At 35.7% G+C, this 14,432-nt stretch carries 17 protein-coding genes and 1 riboswitch; of the genes, 4 read left to right on the top strand and 13 right to left on the bottom strand.

Going from position 1 to position 14,432, the window contains the following annotated elements; genetic code table 11:
- Positions 1 to 4: 4 nt before the first annotated feature.
- Positions 5 to 1,060, bottom strand: coding sequence for an LLM class flavin-dependent oxidoreductase (locus tag MKY37_RS11860; protein WP_340777278.1), 1,056 nt, complete (start codon positions 1,058 to 1,060; stop codon positions 5 to 7).
- Positions 1,061 to 1,203: 143 nt separating this feature from the next.
- On the opposite strand from MKY37_RS11860, the gene MKY37_RS11855 reads away from it, so the two are divergent.
- Positions 1,204 to 1,551: a winged helix-turn-helix transcriptional regulator gene (locus MKY37_RS11855; RefSeq protein WP_340777277.1), complete on the top strand. Its 348-nt coding sequence runs from the start codon at positions 1,204 to 1,206 to the stop codon at positions 1,549 to 1,551.
- Between the two features lie 118 nt (positions 1,552 to 1,669).
- Here the strand turns inward: MKY37_RS11855 and MKY37_RS11850 are convergent, their stop codons facing one another.
- The 8 genes from MKY37_RS11850 to MKY37_RS11815 all read right to left on the bottom strand — a co-directional run bounded on the left by MKY37_RS11850 (position 1,670) and on the right by MKY37_RS11815 (position 7,042).
- Positions 1,670 to 2,113: a GNAT family N-acetyltransferase gene (locus MKY37_RS11850; protein WP_340777275.1), complete on the bottom strand. Its 444-nt coding sequence runs from the start codon at positions 2,111 to 2,113 to the stop codon at positions 1,670 to 1,672.
- 27 nt (positions 2,114 to 2,140) lie between these two features.
- Positions 2,141 to 2,335, bottom strand: coding sequence for a hypothetical protein (locus MKY37_RS11845; protein WP_340777273.1), 195 nt, complete (start codon positions 2,333 to 2,335; stop codon positions 2,141 to 2,143).
- Positions 2,328 to 2,996, bottom strand: a complete 669-nt coding sequence (locus tag MKY37_RS11840) for an alpha/beta hydrolase (protein WP_340777272.1) — start codon at positions 2,994 to 2,996, stop codon at positions 2,328 to 2,330. The genes MKY37_RS11845 and MKY37_RS11840 overlap by 8 nt, the downstream gene beginning before the upstream one ends.
- 42 nt (positions 2,997 to 3,038) lie before the next feature.
- On the bottom strand, positions 3,039 to 3,494 hold the full coding sequence (locus tag MKY37_RS11835; RefSeq protein ID WP_340777268.1) for a GNAT family N-acetyltransferase: 456 nt from the start codon (positions 3,492 to 3,494) through the stop codon (positions 3,039 to 3,041).
- 168 nt (positions 3,495 to 3,662) lie between these two features.
- The gene (locus MKY37_RS11830; protein ID WP_340777267.1) at positions 3,663 to 4,340 is read right to left on the bottom strand and encodes an ABC transporter permease; all 678 of its coding nucleotides are present in this window, start codon (positions 4,338 to 4,340) and stop codon (positions 3,663 to 3,665) included.
- Positions 4,333 to 5,256, bottom strand: a complete 924-nt coding sequence (locus MKY37_RS11825; protein ID WP_340777266.1) for an ABC transporter ATP-binding protein — start codon at positions 5,254 to 5,256, stop codon at positions 4,333 to 4,335. The genes MKY37_RS11830 and MKY37_RS11825 overlap by 8 nt, the downstream gene beginning before the upstream one ends.
- Positions 5,257 to 5,407: 151 nt before the next feature.
- Entirely contained in the window at positions 5,408 to 6,343 is a 936-nt protein-coding gene (locus MKY37_RS11820; RefSeq protein WP_340777264.1) for a sensor histidine kinase, read from the bottom strand.
- Positions 6,344 to 7,042, bottom strand: coding sequence for a response regulator transcription factor (locus MKY37_RS11815; protein WP_340777262.1), 699 nt, complete (start codon positions 7,040 to 7,042; stop codon positions 6,344 to 6,346).
- Positions 7,043 to 7,161: 119 nt separating this feature from the next.
- Here MKY37_RS11815 and MKY37_RS11810 point away from each other — a divergent pair, with 119 nt between their 5' ends.
- Entirely contained in the window at positions 7,162 to 8,346 is a 1,185-nt protein-coding gene (locus MKY37_RS11810) for an MFS transporter (protein WP_340777260.1), read from the top strand.
- Positions 8,347 to 8,436: 90 nt separating this feature from the next.
- Here MKY37_RS11810 and MKY37_RS11805 read toward each other — a convergent pair whose 3' ends face one another.
- The 4 genes from MKY37_RS11805 to MKY37_RS11790 form a co-directional block, all read right to left on the bottom strand.
- Positions 8,437 to 9,765, bottom strand: a complete 1,329-nt coding sequence (locus tag MKY37_RS11805) for a TrkH family potassium uptake protein (RefSeq protein ID WP_340777258.1) — start codon at positions 9,763 to 9,765, stop codon at positions 8,437 to 8,439.
- Positions 9,766 to 9,914: 149 nt separating this feature from the next.
- Positions 9,915 to 10,058: riboswitch (cyclic di-AMP (ydaO/yuaA leader) on the bottom strand.
- Positions 10,059 to 10,153: 95 nt separating this feature from the next.
- A complete protein-coding gene (locus MKY37_RS11800; protein WP_340777255.1) occupies positions 10,154 to 10,420 on the bottom strand; it encodes a hypothetical protein in 267 nt (88 codons plus the stop codon).
- Positions 10,396 to 11,265: a serine/threonine protein kinase gene (locus tag MKY37_RS11795; RefSeq protein ID WP_340777253.1), complete on the bottom strand. Its 870-nt coding sequence runs from the start codon at positions 11,263 to 11,265 to the stop codon at positions 10,396 to 10,398. Before MKY37_RS11795 ends, MKY37_RS11800 begins: the two co-directional genes overlap by 25 nt.
- A 123-nt stretch (positions 11,266 to 11,388) precedes the next feature.
- Entirely contained in the window at positions 11,389 to 11,997 is a 609-nt protein-coding gene (locus tag MKY37_RS11790) for a LysE/ArgO family amino acid transporter (RefSeq protein ID WP_340777250.1), read from the bottom strand.
- Positions 11,998 to 12,099: 102 nt separating this feature from the next.
- Here MKY37_RS11790 and MKY37_RS11785 point away from each other — a divergent pair, with 102 nt between their 5' ends.
- On the top strand, positions 12,100 to 13,527 hold the full coding sequence (locus MKY37_RS11785; protein WP_340777247.1) for an aminotransferase-like domain-containing protein: 1,428 nt from the start codon (positions 12,100 to 12,102) through the stop codon (positions 13,525 to 13,527).
- 202 nt (positions 13,528 to 13,729) lie between these two features.
- Complete coding sequence (locus tag MKY37_RS11780; RefSeq protein WP_340777243.1) at positions 13,730 to 14,431, top strand: response regulator transcription factor; 702 nt, start codon at positions 13,730 to 13,732, stop codon at positions 14,429 to 14,431.
- Position 14,432: the final 1 nt, after the last annotated feature.

Here is a 14,432-nt window from a genome sequence, read left to right as displayed (position 1 = left end):
AATACTATTTAGCTGTGTATTTTTTAATAGCAGGTAAAATTTCATTGCCGATTATTTCTATGTTCTTCAACAGTTTTTCAAATGGTACACCGCCAAAATCCATTTGTCCGATATATCGTTGATGGCCAAATACTTCATACTGATAAAGAATTTTTTCAATGATCTGCTGGGGGCTACCGATATTCATGACATTATGAGGATCCGCGCCTAGAGCAAATGCATCTTTTGGATAACCACTGCCATTCGATAATTTCATTCCTTCATTGATATAAGGATAATATTCGTTTTGTGCCTGTTGCGTCGTTTCCGCCGCATAGAAGAACCCCGCTGTAGCAACTGGAAGCTTGGAAGGATCATGGCCACTGCTCTTAGCAGCATCTCGATATGCATCAATCGAGCGTTTGAAAGAGGATGCAGGTCCTCCTAAAGTAGCCAAAAACATTGGCACACCAGCATGGCCTGCCTTAATCGCACTTGCAGGATGTCCACCTACTGCTCGCCAAATAGGCAACGAGCCTTCTTGTGGACGCGGTATAACGCTTGCATCTTTCAATGGTGCACGGAATTGTCCGCTCCAATTGATGACATTTTCTTTATTGATCTTCAATAATAACTCGAACTTTTCTTCGTATAACTCTTCGTAATATCGAACATCGTATCCTAATAATTCGAATAGACCTATTCTAGATGCACGCCCAGCTACAATTTCTGCACGCCCCCTGGATAGAAGATCTATTGTTGCAAAGTCTTCATAGACTCGAACTGGATCAGACGTACTTATGATCGACGATGAACTCGCAATTTTTATCGTATTGGTTGCTTGTGCAATTGCTGCTAAAACAACTGTGTGAGCCTGTGTTGCAAAGTACTCCTGATGACTTTCTCCAACACTGAAGAAATCTATTCCTGCTTGTTCTGCCAGCTTTGCCAATTCGATAATTTCATGTAGGCGCTGCGTTGCAGAAATACGTTCTCCTGTGTGTGGATTCGGCATATGATCGCCTAATGTATATAGCCCAAATTCCAATCCTTTGCTTTGATCAATTCGATACTTTTCCATTTACCTCACCCTTCTATTTAAAAAGATTCTCCTAAAATTATTACTTCTCATATAGTAGTATAGTATTGAAATTCAACTTTAGTAAGTACGCACAAAAAAGTGGTATAGTATACAAAATGATACTAGTTAGAGGAGACTGCACTATGGATATGCAACCAGAGCTATGTAAAGTGGATGATGCTTTAGGTATCTTAGTAGGAAAATGGAAACCGATTATTTTATTGATACTTTTACAAGAAGGTACAAAGAGATTTAGTGATTTAAAACGTAGTGTACCTGGCATTACTCAAAAAATGCTAACAAAACAGCTTCGAGAGTTAGAGGAAGAGGATATTATCACTCGTAATGTCTACGCTCAGGTCCCCCCAAAAGTGGAATATTCCATTAGTGAATATGGAAAAAGCTTAGAACCCATTTTAGTAGCCATGCATGAGTGGGGAACTGCACACACGCTTCATAAAACAAAAAAAGCTCAACAACAAACAAGTTGACTTGCGATTTGAGGACACAATGTTGCGATTAGCAACCTGTAACTTGCGATTCGACAATTTTTTTCCTTATAAAAACGGCCCCTAATTAGAAAGGAGCCGTTTTACTTATGTAGAATTGCTATTCTATTTCTCTAGCCGGGATAACCATATCAATATGCGGAATATTATCTTCTAAATATACTTCCGACACTGTTTCAAAACCAAAGGACCGATAGAATTCTTCCAAATGCGCTTGAGCCTGTGCATAGATAGGCATTCCTGGATAAATAGTTTCTATATATTCCAGTCCCCTCGCTACAAGCTCTCTACCTAATCCAGATTTACGATAATTCCCGGCCACTAGTACTCTCCCAATATGGATATTATCCTCTTCTGGAAACACACGCATGTATGCACATAATTCATTGTTTTCCTCTTTAAAAATATGTGCGCTTATTAGGTCCACATCGTCTACTTCTGGATATGGGCAATTCTGCTCCACTACAAAAACAGCCACTCTCTCTTTATAAATACGTTGTAACTCCAAAGGACTTAACTCTTCAAAGGCCATATAATTCCACATATACATCACTCCTTACTTTAAACCCTATTATATACCATCAAACAGATTCCATATCAATCTTCCTACCCCTCTAACTAACCAGAAAATCAATCGGAAAGGAAGGAAAAGTAATTCTGGTATCCAAAAGAAAACATCAAACATAAAGTCACCAAATGTGTATTGGTCACTATATTTTCTACGTTTCTTCCTAACTTCCTTCTTAGTTTCCCATCGTTCACTCATTATCTACCACTTCCCTCAATAAAAAATCTTCTATATCAGTTACAATACTTTTTAATAAATCAAAGGATTTATAAAAATCTTCCTGATGTTCTAGTCTATGATTAGCATTCCGTATCAGTCTCGTTGTAATATGCTCATTCTTCTTTACTTTCCTCCAAACTTCCTCGGAATAAATTTTATCTTTATCTCCAAGTATGCATAATCCTTTATTTGGAGTTTCACTTATTGCATTTAATACATCGGTTCTATTTATTAGCGGCGTTAACCATATTCCCTTTGCCTGTTTAAAAATAGTCCTATTTAGCTCGGAGCTCATCGCTATTGTTCCGATTGATTTACCAATAAACAAAAAGTTTTCATAGGAGTGAGATTCAAGAACCTTATCTATTACTAATTTTGCATCCATTACCACTGCTTTGTATAAATCTTCCTGACTTAAATCATCATAAAATTCATCTTTGTATGGAAAATTAACTTCTAAAATATGCAGGGACTGATTGAATATGAGCTCACCCAAAAAGTGAAATATAGGACTATTAACCGTATAATTTGAGCCTGGAAGAAAGATTACTAAACACTTTGCGTTGTCCGTCTTCCCATACATCGTATATGGTACCTTCATATCTTTAAATCCTATAACACTTGAATTTAAATACTTCATCTAGAACACTCCCTAATCTATTCATAAAATGTCTTTCTCCCTTTATCTATGCCCATCTTTTCTTGCCTGTATATAACCATAGTAAGTACAAGTTCCATGCTGGAATATATCCTTTACCTCAAAACCGCATTTCTCATAAAAGCTAAAGTTATTTGCAGAAGTATGGGCAAACCAATCACCATGAGGAAGCTTTTGTACACATAATTCCACAAGCTTTTGGCCAATACCTTTCCCTCGATATTCCGATTGCACAACTAAATCCATAATATTTGCTGCCATTATTTGATCGGAAATGACTCTGACCATCCCAATCATTTTTTCGCCGTCCCAAACAGTATATGCCCATGTTGAATTTTCAAAAATAAGCGTGAATTTTTCTTTCTGCCAATCCGGGGTTTGCTTACTCCATCCGGCATCTTTAAAGAGTTCCTCCACATATTCAGCAGGAATCCCTTTTGTCCCTTCCCTAATAACAAGCCCTTCAAAATAATAGTACATTCGCACTTCCCCCTTTATAGCTTATTAGTATATATACTACATCCAGGGAGATATTTCCTTTTTTAATAAGAGCTTAATAAACTGATAAAACAAAAAATCGGGTCAGCCCACATGAATGGTCAGACCCAACTTTACTTATTATACTTTTTCCCCAAGACTCAATCTCAGTTATATCTCCCCAACCTTCTCCACCTTGAAAATCGAGAGAATTATACTAAGTCCTCCTAATAAGAAAAATACTACAAATAAAAGGTTCAGATTCAGATTAAACATCGGAGCGAAGTTAAGTAATTGCATGATTAATATTGCACATAGTACAGTTGGAATCGTGAGCCTTTTCCATATCCCTAGGAAATAAAGAGGTATAAAACTAATGATTGTAACCTCAAAAGATCGAATTATCATGTCCTTAAAGTAGAGGAGTAAATCATCTGGATTAAATTCCCCCATAATAATGGGGTGTATTTGATCAATTACGTAGGTGGACAATCCTGTCAACAAAAAGGAAATAATTGTAACGAGGAAAACAAGAAGACCGATAAAGAGAATTTTCGCTGTAAATAGTGTTTTTCTATTGATTGGATAACCATATGCAAGAGAGATGGTTTTATTCTTGTATTCATCAATAAACACCTGATTGATAAGAGAAGCTCCGAAGAGAATTAGCCCTGTTTGAATTGCCTTATTAAGCTCCATTACCGTTGTAAAGCTATGACCAAAATCTGCACTAACTTGCTTTATAAAGAAAAACGGTAAAAACATTAGGATAAGCCAGTAGATTATCACTTCACCAATAACCGTATATCGCTTTAACTTTTTTCCTTCTAATAGAATAAGTTTAATCAAGTTCGCTCCCCCCATTAATCTGCTCATAAAAGTAATCTTCCAACGAACTCGTGTGTTTTTGCATTTCTTCAATTTCCACATCATGAATTATAAGCATTTTGGAAATGGTGTTTTGCGAATGGGTTAAATCATATATACGAATTCGATTATTAGAAATCATTTTGAGATTGAAAATTTGTAATTTGCTTTCGAGTAAATAGAGTGCTCTTTCCATATTCGAAGTCATCAGTTCTATATACTCCGTTCGTTTCTTACGAATATCTGCTAAAGTAACTTCGTTCAACAATTTACCATCCTTAATGACTCCTACTCTATCAACAACCTGTTCCATTTCTCCAAGAATATGACTGGAAAGTAAAAAAGTTATTCCATACTCCCTATTCAACATTATGATTAATTTTCGTATATCCTTAATACCGATTGGATCTAGACCATTTGTTGGTTCATCCAGAATAATGAGTTCTGGCTTCATGACGATGGCTCTAGCAATTCCTAATCGTTGCTTCATCCCCAGTGAAAAGTCCTTCACAACTTTGTCTTTGTTATCTTTCAGCTGCACCATATCTAAGGCCTCACTAATTTCATTATCGTCATAAAACCCTAAGTATTCTCCATGCAATTTCATATTCTCTATTGCGGTTAAATGCTCATAGAAGATTGGATATTCTATAACGCTCCCCACGCGTTTTAATACTGTTTTCGTTTTTTCTGTCAGTTTTTGATTGAACAATAAAATTTCCCCGCTAGTAGGTGTTGTTATTCCAGTCAGCATTTTCATAATCGTTGTTTTACCGGTTCCATTTTGCCCTAAAAACCCATATATTTCTCCTTTTTTTACGTGCAAATTTATATCCGAAATTAATGTTTTTCCTTTTACTGTTTTCGTTAATCCACTTGTCTGAATTGCGTAATTCATCCTTATCCCCCTCACTTCTATATCTATCATAATCGGCAAAGGTATCTTTTTTCTGTACTATTCCTTACAAATTCCTTAAGAATAGTACTTTGCTTTTTCCATATGCCATTAAAAAAAGAAGGTCGTTCCAGTAGGACATCCCTTCCAAGCTTTAATATGTAATTCGTTTGAAAATGCAGCTAAACACTGTTTTTTCGTATGGCTTACTGCTTAAATGAATCGATCCTTTCATCGCCTCTGTTAAGCGCTTTGTAATGCTTAAGCCCAAGCCACTTCCTTGAAACTCAGGATTTCTAGCATCATCTAAAGTATATAACCTTTCAAATACGCGATCTTGATGTACCGCTGCTATTCCTCTCCCATTATCCCAAATATCCACTGTTACAAATTCTTCTTCCTCTTGAACCGTCATGCCGAATGTACCGCCATCACTTCCATATCGAATAGAATTCGAGATGAGATTGCTAAATATTCGACTTAAAGCATCTTCATTTCCAAGAATATAGAGTGGTTGTTCGGGAATATTTAACTCTACTTGAATACCTTTGGATTGTAATAATTCATAAAATTCCAACACCGTTTTCCGACATACTTCATTGATTGCTACCTGTTTTAACGGAATTGCATAGTCATCTGCATCTATTTTTACAAGGTCAAAAAATTGGTTCAGTAAATCGATAACATCTTTCGTTTTTTGATAAAGTTTGTTACTTACCTCTTTTCGTTCATCTTCGTTCATATTTTCATTCAGGTTCAATTTTTCCACATACCCTAAAATAACCGTGAGTGGTGTCTTCAGATCATGAGACATGTTTGATAGCATTTTACTGGAGCTTTCTTTTGCCTTTGCATAATCCGCTCTTACTTTTTGGTTATAGCTTAAGAAACGATTTATTTGGATAAGTACAAGCTTAACAGCCTCCTGATCGGTTTGTATTAACACCTTTTCCGCTGACTCATTTTTTATAATGTCTGATAACTTTTCGTGTATTTCCTTAAGGCTCTTATTCATCTTAGCTCTAAAAAAGTATTGAAGACCATTCAGTATTAGAAGGAAAATAATAATAAAAATTAAAATAGCAATCATCTATTTATCTCCCAATTTGTATCCAATACCCCATATTGTTTGGATGTACTTCGGAGTAGAAGGGTTTTTTTCAACTTTTTCTCGGAGCCGTCTAATATGAACATTAATGACGTTTTCATTACCGTAATAATCATCATTCCAAATTAAATGGTAAATCTGCTCCTTCGTGAACACCCTACTTGGATTACTCATAAAAAGTTTTAATATATAGAACTCTTTGGATGTGAGTTGAACATGCTGTCCTTCAACTTCTGCGGAAAAGGTATTTAAGTTCAGCGTAAGCTCTTGGTAGTTTAACGTTTGCGAAGTAATTCGATTATTTCCTGATGTGTACTGCGTAGCCCTACGAATAGCAGCTTGTACCCTAGCGGTTAGTTCAATCATAGAAAAAGGTTTGCTAATATAATCATCTGCTCCAAATCCAAGACCTAACGCTTTATCCAACTCGTTACCTTTCGCCGAAATGATTAAAATAGGAATCATACTTGTAGCTCTTACTTCCTTTAATACTTCCATTCCACTTAATCTTGGTAGCATCAGATCTAGCAAAATCAAATCAAGCTCTTCACTTTTAAAAAGAGTTAAAGCTTCCTCTCCATTAAATGCAGTTAATACTCGAAAATTTTCCCGTTGTAAATGACTAGCTACTAGTTCACTAATTTCTTTGTCGTCTTCTACGAGCAGAATATTATTTTGCATTTATCCACATCCATTTCTCTATGTCTAGTACCGCCATTATATCTCATTTATTACCAAACGGGGAAAGGAAAAAAGACAGTCATTGTAGAAGATAGTAGAAGTTAAAGGATGTGAACGATATGAAGTTAAACAAAAGCTTTCGATCTATCTGGTTAAGTAGTGCCACCTCCGAACTTGGTGGTGCGTTTTTTACTTTTTGCAATTCTATATTAATTTATGAACATACTGGTTCTGCAACTGCACTTGGTTTAGTGTGGTTAATCTATTACATTCCATCTTTTTTTATGCAGCTATTTATAGGGCCATATATTGATCGGTGGAGTCGTAAGTATACGATGATTTGGTGCCAATTAGTCCGAGCTATTCTCGCGATGGTATTAGCGATTACTTTGTTCTCCGATTGGTTCTCCGTTTCACTCATTTATATCGTTCAGGTTATTGTTGGATTGATAATGCCTATATTCACCCCTGCCAATCAATCCATTTTACCGACGATTGTCGAGAAAGAACAGCTTGGAAAAGCAAATGCATCTCTTGAAAGTGTTCGTCAAGTGATGGCAGTAATGGGACCAATTAGTGCAGGAGTGTTAGTAGACTTTATTGAGGTGAACTGGCTGTTAGTTATTATCTCAGTAGCATTTTTATTAAGTACATATAATTTGTTACAAATAAACGAAAGGCATTTAAAGCATGAGGTCCGAAAACCTTGGATTCAGGATTTTAAGGAAGGATTAAATTCTTATTTTGAGCAGCCATTAATTGTTTGGTTAGGTGTTTTCTTCGGTTTTGTTCAATTCGGGGTTGGGGTAACAATTGTAACAACACTCCCTTATATTACAACAGTGTTAGAGCAGCCAACTGTAGCTTATGGATTCTTTATGGCAGGTTTCCCGGTTGGTTATATAATTGGGGCTTTACTTAGCTCTAAACTGAAGCGGTGGAGTGGGGTGGGGGTATTATTTAGTGCCCTGTTTATCGGTGGCTGTACTTATTTATCGCTAGCGTTTACTCCATGGTATTCCTTGGCCCTAGTAACGGAGGCAATTGCGGGAATTGTTATTGCGATTTTCAATATTTATAACATCACATTAATTCAACAGCGAATCCCAAATCAACTCATGGGAAAAGTTACATCGGTGCGTCTATTGATCATGCGGCTTATGCTCCCACTTGGTATTCTATTTGCCACTATAAGTGTTCAATTTATCGCAATACGAAGCCTATATTTAATCATTGGAGCAATCATCTGCGTTACTTCTTTAACTGGCTATGCTTTCTTGAAAAATAGAGAAGACATTAAATAATATATTTATGGAAAGAGCCCTCCTACTATTTCTCAATTCTCAAGTAGAAAGGCTCTTTTTAGGTATTTTACAAATTCACTATATTTGAAACTATCCTGTAAATACTTGATCATACGGGTAACGATAATGAACATTTTTTGGTTTCATGAGTATAAAAAACAAAGTTAAAGGACCAATTCGTCCGATAAACATTACCATACATAAAAGTACTTCACCTATATCACTAATTTGTGCCGTGATTCCCATTGATAGTCCAACAGTTCCAAAAGCCGATACAACTTCAAACGCCAGAGGTAAGAAAGGTATCTTTTCAGTAATAGTCAATAAAAACACAAAGAAAAAGACTATGAATAAACTAATCGTTGATATCGCTAGAGATCGTATTACTGTCTCGAGACGGATAGATCTTCCAAATAATTCTGGTTCACTACGTTTACGTAAAAAAGAAACTGTAGCTAAAACTATTACCATAAACGTAGTTAGCTTAATCCCAGATGCTGTCGATGCACTACCTGCTCCTATAAACATTAAAACCATAGTAAAAAGGATTGTGGGATCCTCCAGATCACCGTAATTTAATGTATTAAACCCTGCAGTACGAGGGGTCACTCCTTGAAAGTAGGATACCATTAATTTATCTTGTAATGGCATAGAGCCAATTGTTGCTGGATTATTATACTCCAGTACGAAAACAAAGGTAATAGCTATAACATTGATAAGTATAGTTCCGACAACCATCATTTTCGTATGAAGGGACCATTTCTTAAATGACTTTTTCTGTTGAATATCAACTACTACGGTAAATCCGATTCCACCAATTATAAATAATAACGATAATACGATATTCACAATAGGGTCATGTGCAAAGCCAATCAGGTTATCAGGGAACAAGGCAAAACCAGCATTATTAAATGCAGAAATTACATGAAAAACACTTAAATATAGTGCTTCCTTAAATCCAAAAGTTGGTATCCAGTGAAGAGTCAAAACGGATGCCGCAAACAGTTGTACCGATAGAACAAACGTTAAAATTAACTTCACTAGCTTTATAATGCCGCCTACTGAATTTTGATTGAATGACTCTTGTATATAAATACGGTTTTGAAGACCTATTTTCTTGTTTAAGAGTATTAGGATAGCTACAGCAAACGTCATTAAACCAATACCACCACATTGAATAAGAATCATTAGTACAACTTCCCCAAATACAGTCAATGTTGTACCAGGGTCAAATACACTAAGCCCTGTCACTGTTGTTGCCGATGTAACCACGAATAATGCATCTATCCATGATACGTGGGTGGTTGTCGCAATAGGTAATTTTAACAAAAGGGTCCCTACAAATATTAAAAACAAAAAACTCCCAGCAATAATAACAGGTGGTGAAATAGTTCTTCTTTTCTTTTTAATAGTTTGCATATGAACACTTCCTAGAAACAAATTTGAAAAACCTTATTTCTTTAAAGAAGGTGAAAATCAGATCTAATTGTTATTTGGAATGGAACAACAAAAAGCCCACAAGGCATAGGTAATAGCCTAGTGGACATAGAATCATTCTCACTAGCTCCAATTCCTCTCTCACAACGCTTACGGAGTTAGCTGTCGGATTAGGGCAAAAGAGTAGCCCTCCCTACTATCGTAGGATTCACCCCATGCGGTTTGGTAGCCACGAATGGTTCCCCCGTTCCAAATGGATTTAGCGATTTCGAAATATGAAACTGAAGGTAATAATACTCCGAAGTATCGAACTTGTAAACAAATATTTTAGAAGTTCTAATAGCTTTACATATTTATCAGACGTAGGGATTTATTCTAGTAAATGTACTACGGAAATATACATTATTTTATCCTGTTGTAAAATAAATTTAGACAACCAATTTTGCCAATTCCTTTTATTTTTCAATAAATTTAGATGGATCAATTTTTGTCTCTTCCCATGTCCCTTTCTTACTTTTAATAATTGAGAGATCAGAACATCTGTATCATTCGTTAATTGGACAAAGATGAATCGATAATGGTTGCCATCCGTGCCAATTATATCACTGGTTTTTACAAAGCTGCTGCTGATTCCCATTCACAGAAGAATTCTTCTACTGTTGAATATCTGTCCTTTTTATCTTTCTGAACTGCTTTCATAGCTACTTCGTAAAGTTCTAAACTAGCCTCCCACTTTAAAATCGAGCGGTCCATTTCTCCACCCAACAGTCCAAATGCAATTGCACCCATATTAAAAACGTTAGTTCTTTCATCAATTTCAGCACCTAATTCAAATTCTTCAGGTGACATAAATCTGGATGAACCCCATAGTCTTCCCCTTGTATTTTTAAATGGTTTTTTCTTATAAAAGTCAATATCACAAATCCTTGTACTATTGTTCTCGAAATTATATAAAATACTTCCATCATAAAAATCAATCGCTACATAATTTCGCTTCTCTACATATACATGAAATTCAAAAATACATTTCAGTGATTCTAATCGAGTTTCAACAGATAATTGTTTATATCGAAAAAATGGTGAGTCAGGATGTGTATATTTTTGAGGAGGTGGAAAAGACCAATGGGAATGAAGACACTCTCCATCAAACCAATCAAATACTAATGCATATCCCTCAGCGATTTGAAAATGATCTATTAAATTTATCAAATATGGATGCTTCAACACTTCATAAAGATGAACTGACTGCTTTAATCTTGCTACTGCATCTTTAGGTTGTCCCGTATACTCTAGAGTCTTTGCCCCTGCATATTTTACAAACCTTTTTACACCATCTATATCTATACCAAAACAAATATTTCCAGAATCCTGTTCGTCAAAAACACAAAAAACTTTCCCAAGAAATGTGAGCCATTCGAAATCATGTTGTTCCTTTAGCTGAAATGAAACACTTCCTAAACTAACCAATTTCGTATCGTTCATTCAATACCTCCAATATAAAATCGCTCTTTGTTTTAACATATTATTCTATAACTATCTCATAAAACCTTTTTATTATTTTATTCCATTCATTTAATTAGCCCCTTCAGAAACTCCCTAGGAAAGTTACTCTAAACAAAGGCTTATTAGTAAATAAATAGCTGTTCCCCAAATAAAGATTGCTGAACATTTATTAAATAAAATGAATATTTGACTACTTATGTTTATTTTTTTCAATGTGGCACCTAAAACTGCTAAGCCGAAAAACCAAATCCAAGATATAAAGACACAAGCAACAGTGAAGAAAAGTAGTTGTTGTCCACTATACTTTACAGCACTTGTACCAATTACACCGATTGTATCTAATAATGCATGTGGATTTAGGAAGGACACGGATAGTGCAAAAACAATTTGTTTCTTCAGAGGCAATGCTTCTTTTCCTGATATGTTCATAGCTTTCGAAGACCAAATCACTTTTCCCATATATAAAAGAAATAGAATTCCTGCAACTAACAAAATAATCCTTAGAGACTCAGATTGCAAAACGATTAATGATAATCCTAAAATGGCGAGTACGATTAATACTGTGTCACAGATTGCTGCTGTTAACACAGCAGGGAGTGCTCTAAGCAGACTTGGTTGAGTGACACCTTGTGTAAATACAAATATATTTTGTACACCTAAAGGCAGTATAAGCCCAAATGCTAAAAGAACACCATGAATGATAGGTTCCATCTTTACAACTCCTTTCTTCTCCATCATACCTATGATATAAATATAGAAAAGGTCCAATTGGATGGTCGAATTTCCACCCAATTTTTAATGGAGGAATTAAATATGCAGTGGCAACCAAATCGATCGTTACCAATCAGCTTATCTAAGCAAATAAGTGAGTGGATGATAAAACAAATTCAAAGTGGTGAGTGGCCAATCGAAACAAAATTGCCACCACAACGCCAACTAGCGCTATCACTTGGTGTCAATCGTAGTACGCTACAAGAAGCGATTGATGACCTAAAGGCAGATGGATTATTATCCTCTAGAGCTGGCTCTGCTACGTTTGTGACAAATGATTCGTGGAATATTTTTTTAAAACAAAAACAGCCTAACTGGCAGCAATATATTGAAACTAGTATTCATAAATCCAACTATCAAACGATTCAACTGATTAATGAATTTGAACAAGATAACTCCGTTATTCGACTAGGTACAGGCGAACTAAGCCCAACGTTATTACCGACTACTGATATCCATTCCTCACTAAACCATCTAAATTTTGACGGTAAGGAAATTGGCTATTCTTCCCCTCAAGGAAGTTTGGCTTTGCGCAAAGCGATTTGCGAATATGTAAAAAAAAGAGGAATTATAACGACACCTGAGAATATTTGCATCGTCTCCGGTGGTCTTCAGGCACTTCAACTAATTGCTCTTGGTTTACTAGAAACAGGTTCTTTCGTTTTTCAAAAGCCCTTTTCTTATTTAAATTCTATTCATACTTTCCAATCTTTTGGTATAAATTTATTTAGCCTTTCGGAAAATCAATTTACTACTGAAACGATCCAACGAATTCGTAAAAAAAGACAGGCTATTTTATATACAATTCCCACACTCCATAATCCAACAGGTATCTGTATGACTTTAGAAGAGAAAAAAGGTTTATATGATTTATGTGAATCAGGACAATTACCAATAATTGAAGACGATGTATATTTTGAATTACTTTTTGGCAAGCCGACTCCAGCGATAAAGTCCTTTGATAGAGCAGGGCAAGTACTCTATATTGGCAGTGTATCAAAAACCTTGAGTCCTGGCCTCCGAATCGGTTGGGTGATTGGCTCAACACCTGTTATTAAACGATTAGCAGATATTAAAATGCAAATGGATTACGGTTCAAGTGCCATTTCCCAACAAATTGTTGAATATTGGTTACGTACTGGATTATATGAAAGACATATAAACTATTTAAAAAAAGAATTGAAACGTCGTGCGGATTTTATGAATCGCTTATTAAACCAATATTTTAAGGACATAGCTACTTGGGAACCTCCTCTAGGCGGGTTTTATATTTGGCTAAAATTTAAAGAGCCGATTGTAACAACAGATTTATTCATGAATCTACTAAAAAAAAAGGTGCTCATCAACCCAGGATATATTTATGCACCAAATGATACACAACATATTCGTTTGTCATTCGCTTATTGTTCTCATGAAGAACTAAAAAGTGGAATTGAAATACTCTATCAGGAAGCGACCCGGGTTAAGTAATTATTTCGTTATCTTGCTATTACACCTCAGTAAAAATTTAATTATAGACACTAGGAACGAATTTTCCTGTAGCTTAGACATTTTTTCAAGAAGTTTAAAATTTTGTAGTGTCCCACACAATTTAAACGCTATTCAAAACGGTTTCGAATATAGGGAACATTGCTATAATGTAGATAAATATTATTGTTTCGGAGGTGAAAACGTGGATAGTAAGCAGTGGATTTTAATCATTGACGATGAGGAAGACTTGGCACGTCTCCTTGAGAAAGTTTTATACAAAGAAAGCATTACGAATGTTGTAACAGCAGGATCGGTTGCAGATGGATGGGAAAAGTTTCAAAAGTTTAATCCAGCACTTGTATTGTTAGATATTATGCTACCAGATGGCGAAGGCTACGACTTATGCAAGAAAATTCGTGAGGTTTCCAATGTCCCGATTTTATTTATGTCCGCGAGGGATGAGGAAATTGATAAGCTTTTAGGGCTGGCGATTGGTGGTGATGATTATATCACCAAGCCATTTAGTCCCAAAGAAGTGGCATATCGGGTGAAGGCTCAGCTAAGGCGGGCTGGTTTTTCAGAGGAAAATGTGACTCCGAAAAGTTTGCAAGTTGGTCCTTTTGAGCTCAGTGCAAGTGAAACAGAATTGCAGAAAGATGGAAAAACAATTGAGCTTACTGCAAAAGAAATCGGACTTATGAGCTGTTTTATGCATCATCCGAATCAGATTCTAAGTAAGGAAACCTTATTTGAGCATGTGTGGGATGATAACTTTTTTGGTTCTGATAATACGGTAATGGTACATATTCGTCGATTACGAGAAAAAATTGAGGTAGAGCCTTCCAATCCTTCCTTTATATTAACCGTTAAAGGGCTTGGCTATAAACTACATACCAAGGGGTGAA

The organism is Psychrobacillus sp. FSL K6-2836, assembly GCF_038003085.1.
Taxonomy (GTDB): domain Bacteria; phylum Bacillota; class Bacilli; order Bacillales_A; family Planococcaceae; genus Psychrobacillus.
This window is presented reverse-complemented; position numbering and strand designations above follow the sequence as displayed.

Coding starts and splice junctions, on each gene's coding strand:
- MKY37_RS11820 (WP_340777264.1), bottom strand. CDS start 6,343: ATGATTGCTATTTTAATTTTTATTATTATTTTCCTTCTAATACTGAAT.
- MKY37_RS11810 (WP_340777260.1), top strand. CDS start 7,162: ATGAAGTTAAACAAAAGCTTTCGATCTATCTGGTTAAGTAGTGCCACC.
- MKY37_RS11860 (WP_340777278.1), bottom strand. CDS start 1,060: ATGGAAAAGTATCGAATTGATCAAAGCAAAGGATTGGAATTTGGGCTA.
- MKY37_RS11835 (WP_340777268.1), bottom strand. CDS start 3,494: ATGTACTATTATTTTGAAGGGCTTGTTATTAGGGAAGGGACAAAAGGG.
- MKY37_RS11790 (WP_340777250.1), bottom strand. CDS start 11,997: ATGGAACCTATCATTCATGGTGTTCTTTTAGCATTTGGGCTTATACTG.
- MKY37_RS11850 (WP_340777275.1), bottom strand. CDS start 2,113: ATGTGGAATTATATGGCCTTTGAAGAGTTAAGTCCTTTGGAGTTACAA.
- MKY37_RS11795 (WP_340777253.1), bottom strand. CDS start 11,265: ATGAACGATACGAAATTGGTTAGTTTAGGAAGTGTTTCATTTCAGCTA.
- MKY37_RS11845 (WP_340777273.1), bottom strand. CDS start 2,335: ATGAGTGAACGATGGGAAACTAAGAAGGAAGTTAGGAAGAAACGTAGA.
- MKY37_RS11825 (WP_340777266.1), bottom strand. CDS start 5,256: ATGAATTACGCAATTCAGACAAGTGGATTAACGAAAACAGTAAAAGGA.
- MKY37_RS11855 (WP_340777277.1), top strand. CDS start 1,204: ATGGATATGCAACCAGAGCTATGTAAAGTGGATGATGCTTTAGGTATC.
- MKY37_RS11800 (WP_340777255.1), bottom strand. CDS start 10,420: ATGGGAATCAGCAGCAGCTTTGTAAAAACCAGTGATATAATTGGCACG.
- MKY37_RS11815 (WP_340777262.1), bottom strand. CDS start 7,042: ATGCAAAATAATATTCTGCTCGTAGAAGACGACAAAGAAATTAGTGAA.
- MKY37_RS11785 (WP_340777247.1), top strand. CDS start 12,100: ATGCAGTGGCAACCAAATCGATCGTTACCAATCAGCTTATCTAAGCAA.
- MKY37_RS11805 (WP_340777258.1), bottom strand. CDS start 9,765: ATGCAAACTATTAAAAAGAAAAGAAGAACTATTTCACCACCTGTTATT.
- MKY37_RS11840 (WP_340777272.1), bottom strand. CDS start 2,996: ATGAAGTATTTAAATTCAAGTGTTATAGGATTTAAAGATATGAAGGTA.